The 21,351-nt window shown below is 67.9% G+C and carries 21 protein-coding genes and 1 pseudogene; 9 read left to right on the top strand and 13 right to left on the bottom strand.

The window, feature by feature from the left end:
• The first annotated feature begins 264 nt into the window (after positions 1-264).
• Both OG286_RS21465 and OG286_RS21470 read left to right on the top strand, forming a co-directional pair.
• Positions 265-546 (top strand): type II toxin-antitoxin system Phd/YefM family antitoxin, encoded by a 282-nt coding sequence (locus OG286_RS21465; protein WP_396324028.1) that lies wholly within the window; start codon positions 265-267, stop codon positions 544-546.
• Positions 547-551: 5 nt separating this feature from the next.
• Positions 552-830 carry a type II toxin-antitoxin system RelE/ParE family toxin gene (locus OG286_RS21470; protein ID WP_405365681.1) on the top strand — a complete coding sequence of 93 codons (279 nt, stop codon included), beginning with the start codon at positions 552-554 and terminating at the stop codon, positions 828-830.
• Positions 831-1,178: 348 nt separating this feature from the next.
• On the opposite strand, the gene OG286_RS21475 is transcribed toward OG286_RS21470, so the two are convergent.
• Together OG286_RS21475 and OG286_RS21480 are read right to left on the bottom strand one after the other, a co-directional pair.
• Complete coding sequence (locus OG286_RS21475; protein ID WP_405365682.1) at positions 1,179-1,796, bottom strand: helix-turn-helix domain-containing protein; 618 nt, start codon at positions 1,794-1,796, stop codon at positions 1,179-1,181.
• Positions 1,793-3,331, bottom strand: a complete 1,539-nt coding sequence (locus OG286_RS21480; RefSeq protein ID WP_405365683.1) for an MFS transporter — start codon at positions 3,329-3,331, stop codon at positions 1,793-1,795. Before OG286_RS21480 ends, OG286_RS21475 begins: the two co-directional genes overlap by 4 nt.
• Positions 3,332-3,937: 606 nt before the next feature.
• Between OG286_RS21480 and OG286_RS21485 the strand changes: the two are divergent.
• Positions 3,938-4,915: pseudogene (locus tag OG286_RS21485) on the top strand (sigma-70 family RNA polymerase sigma factor); the annotation flags it as partial.
• 56 nt (positions 4,916-4,971) lie between these two features.
• Complete coding sequence (locus tag OG286_RS21490; RefSeq protein WP_396324024.1) at positions 4,972-5,532, top strand: dihydrofolate reductase family protein; 561 nt, start codon at positions 4,972-4,974, stop codon at positions 5,530-5,532.
• A gap of 464 nt (positions 5,533-5,996) precedes the next feature.
• On the opposite strand, the gene OG286_RS21495 is transcribed toward OG286_RS21490, so the two are convergent.
• From OG286_RS21495 to OG286_RS21520, 6 genes are all read right to left on the bottom strand, one after another.
• The gene (locus OG286_RS21495; RefSeq protein WP_405365684.1) at positions 5,997-6,176 is read right to left on the bottom strand and encodes a hypothetical protein; all 180 of its coding nucleotides are present in this window, start codon (positions 6,174-6,176) and stop codon (positions 5,997-5,999) included.
• Positions 6,177-6,208: 32 nt separating this feature from the next.
• Positions 6,209-7,003 (bottom strand): hypothetical protein, encoded by a 795-nt coding sequence (locus tag OG286_RS21500; RefSeq protein ID WP_405365685.1) that lies wholly within the window; start codon positions 7,001-7,003, stop codon positions 6,209-6,211.
• Positions 7,000-8,856: a hypothetical protein gene (locus tag OG286_RS21505; protein WP_405365686.1), complete on the bottom strand. Its 1,857-nt coding sequence runs from the start codon at positions 8,854-8,856 to the stop codon at positions 7,000-7,002. Before OG286_RS21505 ends, OG286_RS21500 begins: the two co-directional genes overlap by 4 nt.
• 1,212 nt (positions 8,857-10,068) lie before the next feature.
• Positions 10,069-10,590, bottom strand: a complete 522-nt coding sequence (locus OG286_RS21510; RefSeq protein WP_405365687.1) for a hypothetical protein — start codon at positions 10,588-10,590, stop codon at positions 10,069-10,071.
• Positions 10,591-10,959: 369 nt separating this feature from the next.
• A complete protein-coding gene (locus tag OG286_RS21515) occupies positions 10,960-12,297 on the bottom strand; it encodes a hypothetical protein (RefSeq protein ID WP_405365688.1) in 1,338 nt (445 codons plus the stop codon).
• A 10-nt stretch (positions 12,298-12,307) separates the two neighbouring features.
• On the bottom strand, positions 12,308-13,069 hold the full coding sequence (locus OG286_RS21520; RefSeq protein ID WP_405365689.1) for a hypothetical protein: 762 nt from the start codon (positions 13,067-13,069) through the stop codon (positions 12,308-12,310).
• A gap of 61 nt (positions 13,070-13,130) precedes the next feature.
• Here OG286_RS21520 and OG286_RS21525 point away from each other — a divergent pair, with 61 nt between their 5' ends.
• Entirely contained in the window at positions 13,131-13,961 is an 831-nt protein-coding gene (locus OG286_RS21525) for a glycosyltransferase family 2 protein (protein ID WP_405366072.1), read from the top strand.
• On the opposite strand, the gene OG286_RS21530 is transcribed toward OG286_RS21525, so the two are convergent.
• From OG286_RS21530 to OG286_RS21545, 4 genes are all read right to left on the bottom strand, one after another.
• A complete protein-coding gene (locus tag OG286_RS21530; protein ID WP_405365690.1) occupies positions 13,958-14,965 on the bottom strand; it encodes an NAD-dependent epimerase/dehydratase family protein in 1,008 nt (335 codons plus the stop codon). The genes OG286_RS21525 and OG286_RS21530 overlap by 4 nt on opposite strands.
• A 69-nt stretch (positions 14,966-15,034) precedes the next feature.
• Entirely contained in the window at positions 15,035-15,238 is a 204-nt protein-coding gene (locus tag OG286_RS21535; RefSeq protein WP_405365691.1) for a hypothetical protein, read from the bottom strand.
• On the bottom strand, positions 15,235-15,384 hold the full coding sequence (locus OG286_RS21540; protein ID WP_405365692.1) for a hypothetical protein: 150 nt from the start codon (positions 15,382-15,384) through the stop codon (positions 15,235-15,237). Before OG286_RS21540 ends, OG286_RS21535 begins: the two co-directional genes overlap by 4 nt.
• The gene (locus tag OG286_RS21545) at positions 15,381-15,617 is read right to left on the bottom strand and encodes a hypothetical protein (protein WP_405365693.1); all 237 of its coding nucleotides are present in this window, start codon (positions 15,615-15,617) and stop codon (positions 15,381-15,383) included. Before OG286_RS21545 ends, OG286_RS21540 begins: the two co-directional genes overlap by 4 nt.
• A gap of 218 nt (positions 15,618-15,835) precedes the next feature.
• Here OG286_RS21545 and OG286_RS21550 point away from each other — a divergent pair, with 218 nt between their 5' ends.
• Both OG286_RS21550 and OG286_RS21555 read left to right on the top strand, forming a co-directional pair.
• Positions 15,836-17,218 (top strand): Tat pathway signal protein, encoded by a 1,383-nt coding sequence (locus OG286_RS21550; RefSeq protein ID WP_405365694.1) that lies wholly within the window; start codon positions 15,836-15,838, stop codon positions 17,216-17,218.
• 13 nt (positions 17,219-17,231) lie between these two features.
• Positions 17,232-17,723, top strand: coding sequence for a TrmO family methyltransferase (locus tag OG286_RS21555; RefSeq protein WP_405365695.1), 492 nt, complete (start codon positions 17,232-17,234; stop codon positions 17,721-17,723).
• 649 nt (positions 17,724-18,372) lie between these two features.
• On the opposite strand, the gene OG286_RS21560 is transcribed toward OG286_RS21555, so the two are convergent.
• On the bottom strand, positions 18,373-19,932 hold the full coding sequence (locus tag OG286_RS21560; RefSeq protein ID WP_405365696.1) for a DnaB-like helicase N-terminal domain-containing protein: 1,560 nt from the start codon (positions 19,930-19,932) through the stop codon (positions 18,373-18,375).
• Between the two features lie 255 nt (positions 19,933-20,187).
• On the opposite strand from OG286_RS21560, the gene OG286_RS21565 reads away from it, so the two are divergent.
• Positions 20,188-20,709 carry a helix-turn-helix domain-containing protein gene (locus OG286_RS21565; protein WP_405365697.1) on the top strand — a complete coding sequence of 174 codons (522 nt, stop codon included), beginning with the start codon at positions 20,188-20,190 and terminating at the stop codon, positions 20,707-20,709.
• Between the two features lie 334 nt (positions 20,710-21,043).
• Positions 21,044-21,349, top strand: coding sequence for a helix-turn-helix domain-containing protein (locus OG286_RS21570; RefSeq protein ID WP_405365698.1), 306 nt, complete (start codon positions 21,044-21,046; stop codon positions 21,347-21,349).
• Positions 21,350-21,351: the final 2 nt, after the last annotated feature.

Raw genomic sequence — 21,351 nt, forward strand, 5'->3', positions numbered from 1 at the left:
TCGAGCAGTCTGTGCAGCGCGGGTTGGGCGGATGACGGCTCCCGCACCGCTGCGTAGATCGCCCGCACCGGCTCCGGATTGCGGACCTCGCGCACGACTACAGCGGGATGGCGGTTGCCCAGTCCCATCTCAGCTCGGTGAGGCGGTGGCCCAGCGCGCGGGAAGTGCGCGCTCCATGTCGAACCAGGCACCGGATGGCGGAGCTGGGAGGTAGGTGGCCCAGAAGTTCCGAACGTCCACATGTACATCTGCTACATTTGTGACATGAGTGAACCGGTGATCGCATCCATGGCCGAGGTCCGCAGCCACTTGGCGGACGTCCTCGACCGGGCTCGTCGGGACGAGACCCCGACGATCATTACTCGGCGCGGCAAGCAGGAAGCCGTCGTGATCGACATCCTCGAGTACCGGCGTCTGAGTCGGCTGGCTGAGCAGGCCGAGGAGTCCTGGCTGAACCGGTTGGCCGACGAGGCGGAATCCGAAGGCGCCGAAGGTTCGGTCTCGCTCGAAGAGATGGCCGCCCTGCTCCGCGCCCACCACGCCTGATCTCCATGGGCTACGTGACGCGGTTCACCCCGCACGCGCAACGGGACATGCTCAAGATCCCGCGCCCCGATGCTCTGCGGATCCTCTGTCGCCTGACCGAACTCCAGAAGGGGCTGGACGAGGGCGGCACAGCGGCTTTCGACATCAAGGCTCTTCAAGGGCACAGTTCGCGCTGGCGTCTCAGGGTCGGCGACTACCGCGTCGTGTACACGATCGAGGACGGCCAGCTGATCGTGTGGGTGATGGCTGCCGGAAACCGCCGCGACGTGTACCGCAGCCTGTAGGTGCTGCGGTGCTCATCAGCCACGAGGCTCGGGCCGGTGGGGCGTCACTGCCGGTGGCGCCTCCTCCGCTCCAAGGCATGAGAGTTGGCCGTTGAGACTGTGAACGACGAAGGACCCGACCGCAGTGCGGTCGGGTCCTTCGTCGCCCTGGTAGGCGGGTGCGCACGCTTTCCAATTCTCACGAACGCTGTCCGCCAGGGTCCGCGCCCGTTCCGACCTGGGGCGGAGCGGGACGCTCAGCAGTGGCTGAACCTGGCCGGACGGGGGTGAACGAGACCAGAACTGAGACCACGAGCAGGTTGTCCGGCTGGGGTGGTGGTGCCTGCCGGATCCGGGGGCCGGACTCCGTCACCGGGCCGGGCGGCTCGCGGCCAGCAGGTCGTGCAGAAGCGGCAGCAGTTCCTCGGGTTCGGCCTCGGCGAGTTCGCCGAACGCCCCGCTGGATCGCGCCAGGACGATTCCTGCGAAGGCCGCCGCCGCCAGCTCGGCCCGCAACTGCGGCCGGTCCACCTGCTCGGCGGCGAAGCGGTCGCGCAGTGGCCCGACCAGTCGCTCGTGGAGGTAGGTGCGGGCGGTCTGCTGCACCTGGGTGTTGTCGTTGGGCAGCACCGCGGCCTGGAAGGAGGGGCTGGGGCCGCGCTGGGAGAAGCGCTCCAGCAGAGCGCGCAAGCGGTCCTCCTCCAGGAGGTCGGCCGGTACCGCGTCGCCCAGCTCGACGCGGACGGTGGCCAGGTAGAGCTGTGTCTTGCCGCCGAAGTACCGGGCGATCAACGCCGGGTCCACGCCGGCCCGTTCACCGATCTCGCGGATGGTGGTGCGCTCGAAGCCGCGATCCGCGAAGAGTTCCATCGCCGCCCGGACCAGGAGTTCCCGGCTGCGGGCGGAGTCCCGGCGGCGGGGCGCCGTCGGCTCCGGCCGACCGCCGCCGGTGGTGGTGGGGCCGGTCCCGGGGGCAGCCCCGGTCACCGCTCGGCCCCGGCCCGCAGCACGGGCACCTCGCTCTCGCCGGCCCGCAGCACGGGCACCTCGCTCTCGCCGGCCACGCCGTCGACGATGCTCTCGTCCACCATCAGCTCCTCGTCCACGAGCGCACCCCTGCGGGAGGCGGTCACGGCACTGAGCCGCGGCAGGACGATCGTAACCAGCCCGATCACCACCCACACCGCGCAGCCGATCAGCGCCGCGTCCCGGTAGCCGTCGTCGGTGGGCAGCTGTCGTCCTGGTTCGGTGTGCGCCTGGAGCACGGCGCCGCACAGCGCGCTGCCGGTGGAGTAGCCGACGTAGCGCAGCACCTGGTTGAAGCTGACCGCGCTGCCGACCTCGTGGGCGGGCACCGCGTTGACGATCAACCCCGGCATCACGGCGAAGGTGCAGCCGACACCGAGCCCGGCGATCCCCATCACCACCAGGAGCTCCCACAGGTGGTCGCGGGCGAACAGGAAGAAGAGCGTCGAGACCAGCGAGACCGTACAACCCAGTGGCAGCACCAGGGCGGGCGTGGTGCGCCGGGCGAGGACCGGGACCACCTTGCCGGACAGCAGGCTGAACGCCGAGAACGGCAGCAGCACGAGGCCGGCGATCACGACCGAGGCGCCCAGGCCGTAGCCGGTGCCGGTCGGGGTCTGGACGTAGCGGATCACCAGTGACATCAGCAGGTACATCCCGACGCCCGCGACCAGGCCGGCCACGTCCGCGGTCAGGACGACGGGGCTGGTCAGGCTGCGCAGGTCGACCAGCGGGTGGGCGGTGCGCAGCTCGTGCCAGATCCAGCCGATCAGCAGAAGCACGGAGACGGCCGCCATCGTCCACAGGCGGGCGCCGGCCCAGCCCCAGGTCTCGCCCTCGCTGAGCACCAGCAGCAGTCCGACCAGTGCCAGTCCGAGCAACACCGCGCCGAGCGCGTCCGGCGGGCGCCGTTCGCGGCCCGTGGTCGGGGGCAGTACCAGGGCGGCCAGCACCAGGGCCAGGGCGCTGATCACGGCGCCGAACCAGAAGCCCGCGTGGATGCCGAAGGACTCGGCGATCAGGCCGGTGATCGGGTAGCCGAGGCCGACGCCGGCGACGGTGGTGATGGAGAGGAGCGCGACCGCCGAGCGGGAGGCCGCGGTGGGCAGGCTGTCCCGCGCGGTGGCGATGGCCAGCGGGGTCAGTCCGAGCCCGACACCCTGCAGCGCACGTCCCGCGACCAGCCAGCCGAAGCCGAGCGGCAGTGCGGCCAGCACGCTGCCGACGACCACCACGGCGGCAGCGCTGAGCGTGACCGTACGGCGGGCTGGGCCGTCGCCCAGACGGCCCAGCACCGGGGTGGACACCGCCCCGACCAGCATCGTGACGGTCAGCGACCACTGAGCCTCGGAGAGTGGCACGTGGTCGACTGTCGCGATGGTCGGGATCATCGGCGCACCGAGACTGCTGATCACCGCCACCACGGCACTGAGGAACACCAGGACGGGCACCAGAGCCCGCTCACGTCGCGTCGACCGGCCCGTCAGGGTCTCCATGGACGCCCTCCTTCGTCAGAGATCGAGTGCAGAGAGATGTCATCACGTGATGTCATCAGACGATGTCATCACATGATGACATGCATGAACTGCTGGGCGGAAGTCTGGGGCGACAGGGGAGGGTGCCACCTCGGCCGAGCCGGAACGCGATGAAGGCCAGGACCGCGTGATGCGGTCCGGGCCTTCTGTCGGCGGAGGATACGAGATTCGAACTCGTGAGGGATTGCTCCCAACACGCTTTCCAACTGTTCGTCCGGCCGTTCAGGGGTGGGTGTGGGCGTTCTGACCTGCGGAGAAACGATTCGCTCGCCAGGCTTCGGACGTCGCTGGACGAGGGTGAATGCAACCAGAACTGCAACCAGTGCTGGCCGCGTTCGACCTGGTCAGGCAAGGCCAGAACCGGCTAGCGCGGGTGTGTCGCCACGATCGGCCGCCACCGCGTGAACGACGACGACGCGAACTCACTCTGCGGGATCGAGGCCATCAGGGGCCCCGTCGCAGTCCGCCAGCCCAATGTCTCCACCGTTCTGCCGAACAGCTCATCTGGGCCGGCCGGCTGCCTGCCGGGTCCGCTCGAGACCGTCAGCCCGGACCAGGCCTTCCGTCACTGAGGTCCGGCATGATGGACCGGTGGACTTCGAGCCGTACCGGGGTGAACTGACGGCGTACTGCTACCGGATGCTGGGCTCCTACGAGGACGCCGAGGACCAGGTGCAGGAGTCGCTGCTGCGCGCCTGGAAGGCGCGGGACCGGTACGACCCGGACCGGGCGTCGGTGCGGACCTGGCTGTACCGGATCGCGACCAACGTGTGCCTGACCGCGCTGGACGGCCGCGCGCGGCGTCCGCTGCCGTCCGGTCTCGGCGCGCCTGGTGAGGACCCGAGGGTGCCACTCGTGCCGGCTCCAGACATTCCCTGGCTGGAGCCGTTCCCCGACGCCCGCTTCGATCTGGAGACGCGCGCCGACCTGCGACTCGCCTGGGTGGCGGCGGTCCAACTGCTGCCGGCGCGACAGCGGGCCGTACTCGTGCTGCGTGAGGTGCTCGGGTTCACCGCCGCAGAGGTCGCCGGCCAGTTGGAGACCACGGTCGCGGCGGTCAACAGCACACTGCAGCGCGCCCGCGCCACCCTCGCCATCGCCGGTGGGCGCACCGAGCTGAGCGAACTCACCGAGCCGGACAACCCCGAGGCGCGCGAGGTAGTCCAGCGCTACGCCCGCGCCTTCGAGGCGGCCGATGTCCCTGCCCTTGTGCGGCTGTTGGCCGAGGATGCAATCCTCGAGATGCCGCCCGTCCCGCTGTGGTACCTCGGCCGTCAGGACTACGGCCGGTTCATGGACCGGGTGTTCGAGATGCGCGGCCGAGGCTGGGCCACCCGGCAGCTCACCGCCAACGGCCAGCCCGCGCTCGCCACGTACCTGCCTGAGGCAGAGCCAGAGGACGCCTTCCGACTCCACAGTCTGCAGGTCTTTACCGTCCACGGTGGCCGAATCACACACAACGTGGTCTTTGCCGATCCACGGCTGTTGAAGGTCTTCGGCCTCCCCCCGCGGATTTCTTCCGAAAAGCTGCGCGGGGAGCGATGAGTCCGGTCGGTGCCGCCGGTACGTACTGGTGAACACCACACCGAAGGAGACTCGTCATGAGCGTCATCGTCATCGCGTTCACCACCTTGGACGGGGTCGTGTCCGACCCCGACGGCTCTGCGGGCACGCCGGAGGGCGGCTGGATGTTCCGGTTCGGCCGTGAGGAGATCGACGGCGACAAGTTCCGGATCGGGAGCACGCTGGAGAAGGGGGTCCTGCTGCAGGGGCGGGGGACCTGGCAGCAGTTCTCGAATCTCTGGCCGCACCGCGAGGGCCCGTTCGCCGCGCAGATGAACGCCGTCCCGAAGCTGGTCGCCACCCGTACCCTGACCGACACCTCGGCCTGGGCGAACTCCCGGCCCCTTGACGGCGATCTCGTCGCCGCAGTCAAGCGCGAGGACCGCGACGTGGTCGTCATGGGCAGCCTCGGCATCGTGCGCCAGCTGATGGCCGAGGACCTGGTCGACGAGTACCGGCTGATGACCTTCCCCACCGTCCTCGGCGCCGGCCAGAGGATCTTCCCGGCCGACGGCCCGCCGACGAACCTGGAGTGCCTGTCGGCGGAGCAGGTCGGCGCCCTCGTCCTCACCCGCTACCGCAGAGCTGCCGTCCAGTGACGGCCTTCCATCCCTGCTCCGTGACTACTTTGGGCCCGAAGCCGAGGAGTGACGGCGGCTGGCAGCAGTCTGGGCCTGAGCGGGGTGAAGCCCCAGCCGACCGGTCGCCGAAGATGCCGAGACGGACAGCTGGGATCTCCGCAGATGGTCGTTGAGACCACCGATGAGACTGGGGAACGACGAAGGACCCGGCCGCTGTGCGGTCGGGTCCTTCGTCTGCCCTGGCGGTCGGGTGCGGAGGATACGAGATTCGAACTCGTGAGGGATTGCTCCCAACACGCTTTCCAATTCTGCTGGGCGCTGTCCGGTGGGGTCCATGTCTGTTCTGACCTGCGGTTTTCCGGTTGATAGGTAGGCAGCTGAACCCAGCTGAACGACGATGAATGAGACCAAAACTGAGACCAGGAGTACCAGGGAGTTCGGCCTGCTCAAGCTCGGCATGGAGCTACCGACGGCGGCTGGATCTACTGGTCATCTACGTGGACCTGATCGGCATGGCGTTTCGGATCGTCGCGACTGTGACCATCCAGGCGGTAGACCAGATCGTCAGGATGGCGAGTCACTCGTGCCAGCCGCCAGGCGGCGTCGTACGACATGGGGGTGCGTTCACGGTAGCGCAACCGCAGTGCCAGCAGACTGGTCATAGGGTCTAGCAACCAGCGAAGCGCGGTGAGCCTCACTCGGCTTCGCCCCCGGCACTGGTGAGGCGTTGAGCAAGTGGCTCTTCGCCGTAGACCCTGACGGCGTTGGCCAGGATGGTCAGAAGTTCCTTGCGTCCCTCCTCTGAAAGGCCCGCTACGAAGTCGTGGAGGAGTTGCGCGATCGCCACCCACCGTGCTTGTGGCTGCCACTGCTGGACCTCGCGTACGAGATCGGTGAGGTCGGTTCCTGCCGGCGGCCCTCCAAGTCTGGGCCCGTGTTCCATCGTGTGCTCTAGCAAAGCGTAGAGGCGGGCAGAGGCTGGGTTGGCGAGGATCTCGGCAGTCAGGAAGTCAGCACGTGCCCGTGCCTGACGCCGAGCCAAGGTGTCCAGTTCGTACTCCTGCTGCAGCCGCTCCGAGTCACGCGCGTAGTCCTGACGCTGCCGTTCGGACCGAAGAGCCGCCTCGCGCGTTGCTTCGTCAACGGTGAGCTGAACCCTGCTGTCTAGTACCTCCAGCCCGTAGCTGGTCAAAGGCAGCGCGGCGACTAGGGCTGCGGAGATGTCCTGCTCAGCAGCCTCGGGGCGCAACACGTCACAGTTACCAGCCACCTCACCAATGACCTTCCGCACGAGCCTGGCAGCGGCGTGCGGGCCGTCGGCAGGCACGTCATCTGGTAATCGCCGCCAGGTCACGCGCACTTGGGCTGTGAAGCACAACACCGGATCCCGGCTGGCGGGGCGGTCAGCAAAGATGTACTGCCACGTGGCCTCGGGGGCGGCCGGCTCAATCGACCGTCGGCCGCGAATTCTGTCGAGTAGGCGCTTCACTCGGCGGAGTCCCCGTCCCTGGCGAGGATCCCGCGACCATCCATGGCCCCCTCCGAAGCTGGTTGCACATCGCCGTCCGTAACTGGCTCCGTGCGCTCAACCTGACTAGGTTTCGGCCGCATCACGGCGTAAAGGTCCGCATCAAGCAGGCTGGACAGCTCCTGCTGTAGAGCCTTCCGGTCTGCGGAGTAAGGGCGGTCTTGCCCTTGCACCCACCCGTAGAGACATGTGCGCAGGGTCTCGCGAAGGGTCTGTCCTTCTTTCCCGGGCGCGACTACGGCCTGCCGCAGGGTGTTGAGGATGGTGGTCTTGAGCTCCGGATGCATCAACGCTGCTTCCAGCCATAGGAAGGCGGCTTTATCCACCTCCCGCGCTCCTGCTGGCCCTGGGCCCTGTCGCAGCAGAGTCCGCCAGCCGGTGACAAGGCCGGCTAGCGGGGGACGGAAGCGCTCTTCCTCCTCGACATCGGAGCCGTCGAGAAGCAGAGGAATGTCGTTGCTGCCGGGTTTGGCCGTTGCAGCGAGAGCGGCGAAAGTGCGGAGTCCGACAGTGTCGCGTGTCTTCTCCAGCCCGCACCATTCGACTACGTAGGTGAAGAGCATGGGCCGGACAGAGGGGTCAGCCCAGAGGGTATGCACTGCGGCTTGCAGTGCCTTGACCACCACCTGATGTTCGGACTTGGCCGCGTGACGCAGACGCCTCAACGCTTTGCCGGTATGCCTGCGGCCGAACTCTCCGGAGCAGACCGCAACGACCGCGAGCTGAAGTGAAACCTCGGTGCGTTTGGCCCACGAGAGCAACAGGGTGTGAATGAATGGAGCGCTGGCTGCCTGGGAGGCTGCACCATCCAAGAGAGCGACTGCAAGTGGCCAGAGTTGCTTGTCCTTGGTCTGCTCGTGCCACGCCGTCACGATCTCTTCTAGGGGTTCCTGCCTGCGGTGGCGTACCGCCCAGCGCACCGCGAACTCACCAATACGGCCCGCTAGCTCGCGCAGGTCGTCCCGGTCGATGCTTTCCAGCGCCGCCTTTGGCTGGTCTAGCGGAGCCCGCGCGAGCCAGCTCAAGAACTGGCTGCGGGCCAACGGCCTGTCATTCCAGAAATACTCAAGGGCGGCGTCGTCCCAGTGTGTGCGATTGAAGGTAAGCGTTCCATCGCGGTTGCGGCGAGCATCGATTGCGCGGGTCATGGCGATGACTCCGGGCGCTTGTTGACCGGCGAGTGGTACGTCCGGCTCGTCGAGCTGTGCAGCCAGGTCGGCCGCCTTGGCGTACACGTGTCCAACCGAAGCGCCACGCAGGGCAGCAGCAGCTACCAGGAAGTTACGGTGAAAGCTGGTGCGCTTGTCTTCCTCATGCCAATCGTGGAGTTCGTCCTCCCAGTTGCTGCGCGCGGCCACGACCTTCGCTACCTGCTGATCGAAAGTCAAGCCGCTGCTCGCTTCTCCCCCTGCTCGCCTTCGCTGTAGGGCGTCGATGCCCGGAGACCCGATGGCCACGATATGCTGCGCGCCGCGATGCTCCTCCAGCATGAGCTCGACGACGCGAAGGACATCCGTGGGGCTTTGGCCTTGCAGCAGGTCGTTGATCTGGTTATCGGCAAGCCAACGTTCCACTGGAAAAGTTGGTTCTTCGGCGCGCAGCCAGCGGGCAGCGATGTCACGCGGCATGGCTCGGTCCAACGGTGGCGCGACATCTCTTGGCGCACCGCGGCTGAGACGCCGCCACTGTTCTGGAGACGTCAGGATGATGAGCCGACTGTGGCGACGTATGAGAGTGGTTTTGATCGTTTCCAGATTTGCTCCGAAGGACTCGTGGATCTCGAAGTCTTCTTCATCGGGCGGGAGCTCGAGCACATAGCCACGATGGTGTTCGCGGGGAAGGCGTCGCGCCGGAAAGTGCCGGGAGCCGCCGAACGATACAGGCCAGACTTCGTCAACGAGCCCTTCATCAACGAGTCGGGCGAGTAGGGCGTAGGCGGTAATGGTTCGTCCTGACGCGGGCGGGCGAGCCAGGACAAGGACAGAACCTTCCGGCCGGAGAGCCTCAAATGCGTTAGCAAAGCTCCAGGACCGTCGACTAGTTCGCAGCAAGCTACCTTCTGCCTCCCCAGCTGTTCGGCCAGTGTCCCGCGCGGCGTCGCCCGTGTCGTACGGTCTACCCTCATCGGCACGTGGCTCGGCATACACCTCGCGGACCACGTCGAGGTATCCGGCAGGGATCGGTGCATGATGGTCCAGGGTCTGCTCAAAAATGTACTTCACGCCAACCATCTCGCCGTGGTTGACCAAAGCACTTTGGAGCAACGCGCCTTGCCGGACCGCCTCCACAGCCGCACGGTCGAGCGCTTCGCGTCGCCTGGATGGATTCGCGGCATCGCTCGATGCGCTGGCAGGCACCTGGCCCGGACTGCCCTGCGGGCCATCGGTCTTGCGCTCGCCGTACACAACCGGGGCCTCTTGCGGCAGCGAGCCCCACTCAGGCGGCGGAAAAGCAGGGTTCCTTGGCTGAGGCGCATGGTTGGTGCGTCCCTCACCTAGCGACTCGGGGAGCGACTCCACGTCTTCCACCGAGGTGAGCTCGTGTACCGGGCCCGCAAGTTGGTCGAACTCCGTTGTCGGAGGGCTTTCACCATTGGGCGACGCGGCAACCTCGTGGAGCTGTTCTGACTCCGTGACCTGTTTGGAAGGCCAGGTCTCACCTACAGCTTCGTCCACTTGGGATGGGGCCTGCGCGTGAAGCCAGGGCTCCGTGTCTCGCGCTACCGTTGCTGGCCCGCCGACTGGTTCGGCAGATGACATGGTGTCAGGCGGAGTGAAGCGCGCGCCGTTCTCCGTCGCTGGTTGCCCGATCACGGGAACATGGGCTACGCGGGCCGGGGCCGTCAGGTCACCTGCTACTGGCTCGTCCTGCGTCACGTTCTCAGTGGAGAGGGTGCACTCGTGGGTCGTCGGCCTTTCGTGTGTCAGCTGCGTTCGAATCCGACGCCCGAACACGGAGTGGCGGTCACTAGCCCGATCGTTCTCGGGCTTTTGCGCGTCGTCGAGGCTCATCGCGGTGCTGTCCCGTCAGCCGATCGCCCCGTCGATCTCCAAGCCGACTTGCTCGCCAGTCTCCTCGATCGTGTTGGCCCTCTGGATGACTTGCACCCGGGAAGCCTCAGCGATGCCTTTGGCTCGCACTCCCACCTGCTGGCCGTTGAGCTGATCGACCTGTTGAGAGACGTCCACGCCTGGCCTCGGACGTTGCTCGTCACCGAAGGGAAAGCCGCGTCCGTAGACCTCCTCCAGGTCTCGTCGCAGGCGCCCAAGAACTTCGCGCAGGCCGTCGTCATCGCCGCGCAGCAGCTCAGGGCGGGACACGTAGACGCTCAGCGCACCCTGGGCGTGCATGATGCGCTCGACACGCTCGTCCGTAAGTTCTGCGGCCCGCACCCGAAATAGGTCCGGCTGTCCTGCTACTCGCTCTGGCTCCTCGACCGGAACTCGCCCAGCTCGTCGATCGAGTACCGCGCCCGCCCGCGCGAACAGAAACCTGACTGCCTCGTTCAACACTGTTCCGGCGAGCGCCGGAAACGCCAGCAGATCCATGACTTGATCTCCCCGCCCGCTGTGGTGTCCGTGGTTGCCCGTACACGTCCGCGCAAGTTGCGACGGAAGTGCCCCCCGAGCAAGTTAGTGACCCAGCGTACTGAAATGATCACCTAGGGAGAAGATGGGATCAAGCCATGCGCCGATCTGTATGAGCCCCTTGTCAGGGCAGCCCGAAGCAGTGCCCTGCCAGCTGTCGTCCTTATGCCTACTGACTGGTCAGAAGCGCGGTGGGTCGGTGGGAACGGGAGCGCCTTGCTGCACGACGCGGAGATCAAGCGCCTGCTCGCTGGGCCGTGCTTTGTTCACATGAACTCGCCTGGCTAATAGCTGAGTTGGTGATGTCCATCGCTCACTTCGTCGCAGGGTCTAGAGCGATGGGTTCTGCCGCAGGTGTCCTACGGCCTTCCCTGTCTGGTCCCTGCGCATGGCGGTCATGGACAGCTCGGCGAGGCGGGGGAGGAGGGTGAGGTCGAGCTGCTCGACTGGGTGCAGTAGGCCGCGTTCGCAGGTCTCCGCGATCCATGTGATGCAACCAGCTCGCGGGTAGGCCGTGTTGATGCCGATCTCGCCTTTCGGGATCGTGCCGTTGAACGGGGTCGGGATGCCTTCGGTGTTCCAGTAGGCCCATGCCTCAAGGGCCTTGGCCTGTTCGAAGGCGAGGTAGAGCTGTGGGTAACGGTCGATGATGCGCATCTCGCGGAAGATGAGCTGACCCAGCAGGTGTGGCGCGGTCGCGGCGAGGGTGTCGAAGTCCGCGTTTCGGAAGGTGAAGGACGTCGCGTCCTGGCTGGGCGCGAGTGCCACGTTGGCGAACAGGTGCGACAGGCGGCGCCTGGTGAAGCGGGCTACCCCGGCGGTCAGGCCGGCCTCGATCTGCTCGACGAGCTGGAGGAGGCGTTCGTGTCCCGGTTTGAAGCGGGACAGGTCGAAGAGCTGGTCCATGCCCTGGACTGCGGAGAACGCCAGGCGCTTGTAGAGGCGGTTGTTCATCTCTCCGAGCTGGGCGTACGTCTTGGTCTCCGGGGTTTTGGAGTTGAGCATCAGGTACTCGGACAGCACCTCGAAGTAGAGGTAGCCGAGGAAGGGGAAGGCTGGCACAGCGACGGCGAGCTGGTCGATGAACTCGGCTCCCGGCGTCGGCTTTCCGGTGGCGTTGGCGAGGAGAGTGTCGAGGAAGGGCGCCACTGCACGGAGCCGGTCCAGGACCGCCCGGCGGAGCTGGGCGTCTTCAGCCTCGGTGAGGAAGCTGCGGTGGGTGAGGTAGGTCCGCAGGTGGATGGCGCCCAGCCGCAGGTAGTCGATGCCCTTGGGCGGCACGGGGGCGTCGGGGGTGAGTTCGAAGACCAGGGTGCGGGTGTGCTTCTTGGTCTCCAGGAGATAGGTGCCGAGGTTGTGGGGTCGCAGGCCGGCAGGTTCGGGGGTGAGGGGAGCGCAGTAGAGCGCCGCGACCAGGCAGCCACTGGAGGCGTAGAGGTGGCCGCTGGCGCGGATCGCGTCCAGGGCCACGGTGGTGTGCATCAGGTGGATGGGGCGTCCGGAGGTCAGCATCTTGGTCATGGCGTTGCCGCTCAGCAACCAGCCGTTGGGCGTTTCGTGTTCGAGGTGGTGGCGCCAGTCGGCTTCGGTTTCGGCGAGGCCGGACGGGCCAGGTCGCGTGGCGCTGCTGGTGTGGTCGGTGTGGGCGTTGTCCCATTCGCTGTGCATGGATGACCTCCTACTGCCGGGGGTTGAGGATCTGGCTGGCGTGGATGAGAGCCCTGTGGTTCGAGGCGCCGCTGAGCCGGGCCTGTTCGCTTCGGAGGACCAGGTCGAAGGCGACGGGGTGGAGCCATGCGGGGATGACGATGCGCAGGTGGGAGGTGTCGGGCCACCAGCGGGTGAGGGGGAGCCGGTAGCGGTCCAGGCAGTCGGCTGCCTTGAGTAGGTCGATCAGGTGGGGTGCCCGCCGGTAGGCGAGGTTCTGCTGCGGGGTGAAGTCCGCGTACGGGACGTCGTGCAGGCCGATCGCGCTGGCCGCCTGCGCGACAAGATCCGGAGGCAGTTCCCGGCCGAGCCGGGTAGTCACGTCGTGCTGGCTGCGGGTGAACCAGGCTGCTGCCTGCTGGCCGTGTCCGAGATCGTCGCGGTCGTCGTGCCGCCGGCAGTCGTGGACTGCTGCGGCGGCGCAGAGGGCCGCAGTGTGATCGCGGTCGAGTCCGTACTCCTGGGCGAGCAGACCGGCGAGCAGGGAGACGCGGGCGTTGTGCCGGATGCCGTGGATGGAGTCGACGAGCCGGGGCTCCGCGAACCAGGTGACGTCCGGTACCAGCATGAGCGGCGGATGTGGCAGGGTGGGCGGCGCGGCTGAGGCTTCGGGCCGGTTTCCGGCGATCCAGGCGAGTGTGTCCTGGTCCATGACCTGATGGGCGGGAAGGCTCCGGTTCTCGGCGAGTTCTCTGAGCGACGCGGTGCTGTGATCCGGCGTTCGTGAGGTCATCTCTGGTTCCTCGAAGGGAAGAGGTTCGGTGGGCGTCAAGCTGGGTGTGGCGATCCTGACCATGGGCACGCGGCCGAAGGAGCTGGCCGAGCTGCTGGCCTCGGTGGAGATGCAGACGGTTAAGGCCGCGAAGGTCGTGGTGATCGGCAACGGGTGTGCGTTGCCGGACCTGCCGGCGTGGGTGGAGAGCGTCGAGCTGGCGGACAACCTCGGGGTGACTGGCGGCCGGAACGTTGCCCTGGAGCACTTGCGGGACGTGGACGTCGCGGTGGACCTGGACGACGACGGCCTGCTGGTCGAGGACGACGTCCTCGCGCGGATCGTCGCCCTGTACGAGGCCGACCCCCGGCTGGGCATCGTGAGCTTCCGCGTCGCGGACGAGACGGGTTTCACCCAGCGGCGCCACGTCCCCCGGCTGCGGGCCGGCGATCCGATGCGCGGCGGAGAGGTAACCACCTTCCTCGGCGGCGGCCACGCCATGTCCTCGAAGATGCTGGAGCAGGTCGGCGACTGGCCCGACGCCTTCTTCTTCTCCCACGAGGAGACCGACATGGCATGGCGTGCGCTGGATGCCGGTTGGCGCATCCTGTACGTGCCGGAGCTGCTGCTCCAGCACCCGCGCACCAGTCCAGCCCGGCACTCCTTCTTCTACCGTACGAACGCCCGCAACCGGGTATACCTCGCGCGCCGCCACCTGCCGGCCCTGCTGGTGCCGCTGTACCTCGGGGTGTGGGTTGCGCTGACGCTCGCCCGTACGCGCGATGCGGCAGGGCTGAAGGCGTGGTTCGCAGGGTTCGCCGAGGGCTGGCGTACACCGTGCGGCCAGCGCAAGCCGATGCGCTGGCGCACGGTGTGGACCATGACCCGGCTGGGCCGACCGCCGATCATCTAGGCCGCTGCCGCCTGGCGCATCCAGTCGGGGATGGCCTCGGGGGTGGCCTTCAGCCAGGCGACGTAGCGGGCGACTCCCTCCGCCACCGTGATGGCCGGCCTCCAGCCCAGCAGGTCCTCCATCCGCTGGACGGAGGCGTAACCGCCCTCGGGATCGCCGGGCGGCATGGGCGTCTCGACCAACGGGACGTCCGGGTAGTGGCTGCGGACGAGTTCGGCGACCTGGCGGATCGAAGTACCAGTCCCGGTACCGATGTTGATGGTCTCGTTGTGTGTGCGGGCTGCGACCAGCGCGCACAGCGTGCCGGTGGCGATGTCTTCCACGTGGACCAGGTCGCGGATCTGGTGACCGCCGCCGTTGAGGTGCAGCGGCAGACCGAGTGCGGCCCGCATGGCGAACCAGGCGACCACCCAGGAGTGGCTCCGCTCTTTCACGACCTGAGGTTCGCCGTAGACGGAGAAGTACCGCACCACGGCGTAGGAGATGCCGGCGCCGCCGAGCACGGCGGCGGTCTGGTGCTCGCCCCACGCTTTGCTGTTGCCGTACACCGACACTGGCTGGACCGCCGCGCTCTCCACGAACTGAGGGCTGCCGTTGCCGTAGACGCTGGCGGAGGAGACGAACACCATCCTGTGCACGCGGTCCGAGGCGGCAACGGCGTCCAGGACGCGCTGAGTGCCGGTGATGTTGGTGTCGATGGCGTCCAGCGGTCGGCGGGTGCAGGCAGCCACGTCGGCCAGGGCGGCGGCGTGGATCACGTAGTCGCAGCCGGAGATCACGTTGCGCATCAGGTCCGGCTCGGCGATGTCGCCGACGATGAAGTCAGGGTCGGCGGCATCGATGCCGAACCGCTCGCGGTACACCTCGCGCGGGTAGGCGTCGAGCTTGCAGACCGAGATGGGGCGGGCGCCGAGTTGGCGGAGCTGAGACGTGATGCGGCTGCCGATGAGGCCGCCGGCTCCGGTGACCAGCACGGTCTTTCCTGAGAGCTGTTCGAGGGACAAGAGATTCTTCCTCTCACACGCGGGATCGATGGGGCCATAGGGGCGTGTAGCCCGCCGGCGATGGTCGGGTCAGCTGTCGCGGTGCTGCGGGCAGCGGCACGCGGGCCAGGTGGCCGAGGGGTGGTAGGCGTAGGCGTCGGGTTCCGACTCCACGGTGATGACACCGGAGTCGTCGTGCCGGGTACCGTCCTTCGCGATCTTGAATGTGCGGATGTACAGGCCTTGGTGGCGGTCTTCGGGGAGCTTGAAGTCCGGGGAGTTCTTGGTGCTCACGCCGCCGACTCCCGGTGCCGCTTGCGGCGGCGACGACCGGCAGCGAGCTGACGCAGGATCAGGGCGCGTCGGCGGGCCCGTTCCCGGTTCGGGACGAAGATGACGGTCCGGTCGCCGGCCCGGGTGTGGAGCTCGCCGCTGTTCACACGGCGCTCCCGAAGCGGATGCTCCTGGTCACGTTGCAGGGCCAGGGGCTCTCGCGCCGGACGCACAGCCCGTCCTTGCTGCGGTGCTCGTCCAGCAGCATGCGGTTGCTGGTCGCCGCGGTGCCCTCCCGCGTCGGACGCGTGGATCGGCGCGGGATTGGCCGGGTGGGGTCCACCAGCGTGGAGATGCCGTTGAGGTTCCACGGGTGCGGTGTGCGGTCGGCAGTCGTCATCAGCCTCTCCGGGGTCGCGAGTTGGCGGGGCGGCTCTCGATGCCGGATGCATGGCTGGAGCCGCCGCAGGCCGCCGCTCCGCAGGGGTCCAGGACCCGAATCGGCTCCACCCTGCGGAGCGGCATGCAGTTAGTGAACCGCCTAATCGCTACTGGGAGTACGGTGTTGGGCACGCTGTGCGGTTTAAGCGGTTTAACGGCCCGTCAGGGAGGTGCGCTTTGGCGCCGACGAGGGAACCGAACGAGCGGCTGCGGAAGGTCATCGACGAGACGAGACTCTCCGGCGATGCGATCGCACGCCTGGTCAGGCGGGTCGCGGCCGAGCATGACGAGCTCTTGGAGACCAACAAATCGAGCATCACGCACTGGAAGAACGGCGGTCAGCCGGCCGGGAACGTCGGTGCCTTCCTGGCCGAGGCGTTGGGCCGCGCGCTCGGCGGACGGGTCGTGACGCTGGAGGAGATCGGCCTGATCGCGCTCGCACCCCAAAAACCCGACTGGGACGCCGATACGCTGAGCGCGCTGGCCGAACTCGGGAGAACCGACGTGGACGTGGAACGCAGGCGGGCCCTGGGGGTGGCGGTCTACTCGGTGGCCGCGCTCTCCCTGCCCGGCGAAGACTGGTGGCAGCGCATGGCCGAGCGGGGCAGCGCGCGCAGTTCTGCCGCAACGCGGCGGGTCGGCCCTGGCGACCTCGCAGCCGTCCGCGACATGACCACCCTGTTCTCCCAAGTGGACCAGCGGCGAGGCGGTGGTCACGCCTGGACGTCCGTGGTGCAGTACCTGGCGACCGACGTCACCGCCTACCTGCGGGGGAAGTTCACGGACGAGCGTGTTCGCCGTGATCTCTTCTCCGCAGCCAGCGAACTCGCCTACTTGGCGGGTTGGATGGCGTTCGACGGTGGCCAGCACGCCACAGCCCAGCGGTACTTCGCCGAGGCGGTGAAACTCGCGGCCGAGGCTGGCGATCCGCCGATGGCTGCCCACGTACTGCGGGCCATGGCGCACCAGGCCATCGACCTCGGGCACCACCAGCAGGCACTCAATCTCGCTGCCGCCTCCGTCGACGGCGACCGGTACGCGCTCGCCTCCCCACGTGAGCGGGCTCTCCTCGGCGTCGTCCACGCCCGGAGCCTGGCCTCCGCCGGCCGCAAGAACGCCGCAGCCAAGGCCCTGCTGCGGGCCGAGGACGACCTGTCCGCCGCGAGTGACGACATCGCCGAGCCGGACCGGGTGTTCTTCTTCGGTGAGGCGAGCCTGGCCCACGAGACCGCGTGCGCCCTGCGCGACATAGGAGACCTCGACGGCTCGGTGCGCGAGTTCCACCACAGCGTCCGCACGCGGAAGGCGACGAAGTTCACCCGCACCCACGCGGTGACGCTGGGGTATCTCGGCTCCGTGTACGCGCAGATGAACAACATCGACCGGGCGTGTGCCACCTGGTCGCAGGCGCTCGATGCCATGGACGGCGTACGGTCCGGCCGCACCCGCCAGGCCGCCGCCGACATGCGCACCCTGCTCTCCCCCTACCGGCGGCGCGGTACCGCTGCGATCAGCGAGATCGACGCCCGCGCTGCCGCGTACCTGACCGAAACAGCCTGATGAGGAGTCACTGATGGCAGACCGTGAGACGTTCGACGTCGAGGCCCTCGGCCACGTGGTCGGCGGCCGGATCGAACCCACCGACGACTTCTGGGGCGGTACCCGGGCGATCATCCGGCTGGACGGATCCCTTTTCACCGCCGATGCGACCAAGGGCCTTGAGGACTTCTCGCACCTGGAGATCGTCTTCCGCTTCCACCTCACCGACCCGACCGACCTGAACCTCGGAGCCCGCCGGCCTCGGGACAACCCGGAGTGGCCGGAGGTCGGGATCTTCGGGCACCGCAACATGCGGCGCCTGAACTGGCTCGGGGTCTCACGCTGTCGTCTGATCAAGGTCGACGGCCTGGACCTTCACGTCGAAGACCTCGACGCTGTCGACGGCACTCCGATCCTGGACGTGAAGCCGTGGTTCGGTGAGATGGGACCTCGCGGAGAGCAGCACCAGGCCGAGTGGACCACCGTCATGCTCCGCGACTACTTCGCGCCCGCAGCCAATGACTGACGGCGGACCGTGACTGTCCGATCGCGAGCATCGGTGGCTCCACGCCTCCCCGCTGCCGCTGGTTCCAGGCTTGCTCTCGCACCCCTGGGCGAGGGCATTGCGTGCGGCGGGCCATAGGACCGTCCAATGCGACAACTTGCTCCGCCAGGAGCGGGGGCCGGGTAAGGAGTCCTTACCCCACAACTTGCTCCGGCTTCCGGTGGTCTGATCAGGATTCGGATCACGGTGATCTCTTGTTGCTGGGTCTACCTGGTTACGGCGGGCGGCGGCTTGGAGTCTCATCGAAGGCGGGGCGTTCACGGTGGGGCGTACACGCGAGCCCCCTTCTAAAGGGGGGGCTCGCGCGTGAACGCCGGGTCGCGTGGACGGCGTGTACGCCTCCGTGATCGCTCTACCTGCGGTTTCTTTGCTAAGCGTGGACGGTGTGAACGGGTTTCGCCGGGCCCTTTGCGGGAGGGGTGCGTGTACGGTCCCGTGAACGATCCGCGCCTGGTTGTCGGTGCCCGGCTGGGTTGGTGATCCGCTCACTGACCGGCCGCCCGGTGGCCCTGGTGGGTGCCGTCCGTTGGTCGGCCGACGGGCCGGTCAGCAGGTCGGCGGGCTGCTGGCCTGCGTTGCCCGCCGGTCAGTCCGGTCACCGTGGTGGCGGTTACGAGACGGCGGTGATGTGCCGGGCGGAGGGGCGGTAGCGGGCTTGCTGGCCGCCTCCGGCGCCTCCGGCGGTGCCTTCGGTCTTGACCGCGAGTCCGGTCTTGACGAGTCGGTCGAGGTGGCGGCGGGCCTTCTCGATGTCGGCGCGGTCGGGGTTGGCCTCGCTGGTCAGGGCGGTCGCCAGGTCACGGGTGGTCAGGCCGTCCGGGGCGGCGCGCAGGAGGGTGACCGGGTCGAGGGTGGGCTCGACGTAGGTGGTGCCGCGCTGGTGGTCGTGGACGACCGGCAGCGGGCCGATCTCGCCGGTCACGGTCTTGAGGTGGTGGATGGTGACCGCCGGGTCGCCGGCTTCTCCGGCAATGAACAGGACGCTGCCCGCCCCGGCGGTCAGCCAGGTCGAGCCGTACACCCGGTCCAGGGTGGGTCGCATCCCGCGCGGGGCGTCGGCTGCGGCCTTGCGCTGGTGGTGGAGCTCCATGATCTGGACGCCCGCGCGCAGGGCGCGCATGCGGGCGTTGTTGAAGGCGACGGCCAGGGAGTCATCCACGAGGGTGCTGACCGCGTCCTTGAGGCTGTCGATGACGATGGTGTCGGCGCGGTGGGCGGCGGCGAGTTCGGCGAGGAGGTCGGGTTCCTTGTCGAGGGTGGCGGGAAGCGGGCCCTGCCACACGGCGAGCCGGTCGCGCAGGTGGGCCTCGTCAGCGGGGGTGATGCGGCGGGCCATGGCGCGGGCGATCTGCTGGGGGCGGTCCATGGCGAGGTAGAGGACGCGCTCTCCCTCGGCGACGGGCAGGTCGAGGACGGAGGCTTGCAGGCCGAGGCGGGCGAGGACGACCTGGTGGGCGATGGTGGTCTTGCCGACGCCGGGTGCGCCGACGATCATCAGGCTTTCGCCAGAGGCCCAGGCGGTCTGTTCGCGGGTGCCCCACAGGGGTTCCTTGTCCGCGCCGGTCTTGGTGACGAAGTCCCAGCCGTTGACGATGTAGCGGGACAGGCGGCTGCCGCCGGAGGCCAGGGCGCGCTCGCGCTCGGCACGGATCTCCGTCTCGATGGCCGTGCGGATCTCGTCCGGGTCGGCACCCGGGGTCAGCGCGTGGTGGATGGTGCGGATGCCGGTGGTGTGCAGGGTCCGCAGTTGGGCGTCGCGGCGCACGATCTGCGCGTAGTAGTCGGCGTTGTCCGTCGAGGGCGGAGCGACGGTGACCAGCGTGTGGAGGTAGGACGAGCCACCGACGCGGGAGAGGTCTCCCTTGCTCTGCAGGTGGTCCGCGAGGGCGATGGGGTCGGTAGGGGCGTCCTCGGCGCGCAGGGCGAGGATCGCGCGCCAGATGGTCTCGTGGGCGGGCCGGTAGAAGTCGCCTGCGTCCAGCGTGCCCCGGACCTGATCCACCGCCTGGTGCTTCAGCATGCACGCGCCGAGGACCGCCTGTTCGGCCTCGATGTTGTGCGGCGGCTCGCCGGAGGCGAAGTCGACGAGCGCGGCGCGCGTGTCCGACGCGCCGTCCTGTCGCCGGCTGTGGGATGACGGGTTCGGCGGCGGGGTCGTACGCTGGTCCACAGCGGTGTCCTCACTCGGAGGCCTGGGCGGCTACCCGGTTCCTCCGTTGTCGACTGTTCCAGGGATGGGCGGTTTCGAGGTTCTGCGTTTGGCCCTCGGCGTTCGTAGCGCCGGGGGCTTTTTGCGTTGTGGCACCGGGTGGCTGGCCCGGCTGGCCGATGCGTTTCGGCTCAGTTGCGTTTCATCTTGCATCACGTTAACGTCGTGCTCGGCGCATTGCAAATGGGCTTAATGACGATGCATGGAGGGTTGACCATGGCTGACGAGGACCGGCGACAACGGCTGGAGGGGGAGGAGAACGTTGCCCGGCGCATCAAGATGGAGCGCGAGGCGCGCGGGTGGAGCACTGCCACGCTCGCCGAACGCCTGACCCAGGCCGGCTACCCGCTCAACCAGTCGGCGGTGTGGCGCATCGAGAGCGGTGAACCACGTCGCAGGGTCAACCTGGACGAGGCCATCGGCTTCGCCAAGGTCTTCGACATCTCCCTGGACAACCTGGTCGGCCCACCCGAGATCGCCGCGAACGCTCACGTGAAACGGCTGCTGGCCGACTTCGCCGAGAGCTGGCAGAAGTCCGTCGCCTCCCGCAAGGAGATGGACCGGGCCCGCGAGGCGCTCGATGCCTACGGCCGTGCCCACCCGAATCTCGAAGAGCTCATCAGAGCGATGATCACCCGGGTCGTAGCGGATGCGGCCGGTGACGACTACCGCTCGCCGAACTTCCCGCCCGGCTCCTCTGATGCTGAGGGTCTTGACGACCCGGGAAGCGAAACGTAGCCAGAGCACCCGAGGATGTGCCCCGGCCGCCCGAGAGAACTTGCTGCATACCGCTGGTTCCGCACGTCATTCCCGTCGCCGATCCGATAATGACCGGCATCATGCCGTGCGTTCGGCGGTTTGGTGCGGCCGGAATCTGCGGCTAACGTCCCGTCCCGCCGGTCCGACCACGGGCTCCGCCAGCCCGTGAACCCTCGACCAGCCATGCCCTCCGCAACCCCTCGGCGCTACGAACGCCGAGGGTCGTCACGCGGACCCGACTACCCAATCGCCCATCCCTGGAACATCGACAACGGCGGCGCATAGCCGAAAGCGCCGTCGGGATAGGACACCCATGTCCGAAACTCCGTTGGAGCTCTCCCGAGTGGCTCACGCCCTCGGCACCACCGAGCACGTGCTCCTCCGCCTGATCGCTGATCAGGACAGCGCAGCAGCCGACAACACGCTGGTCGCGCTCACCATCGAGGAGGCTGCCCGTCGACTGAGCATCGGCCGTACGACGATGTACTCCCTCGTTGCCTCCGGTGACGTCCCGTCCGTGACGATCGGCCGTCTTCGTCGCGTTCCTGCCCAGGCACTGGACGAGTACCTGGCCGCTCGTGTGCGGGCCGTCGGCGCTGCCGTCGCGCTCGCGGCCTGAGG

The sequence above is a fragment of the Kitasatospora sp. NBC_00039 genome (assembly GCF_045160625.1).
GTDB lineage: Bacteria > Actinomycetota > Actinomycetes > Streptomycetales > Streptomycetaceae > Kitasatospora.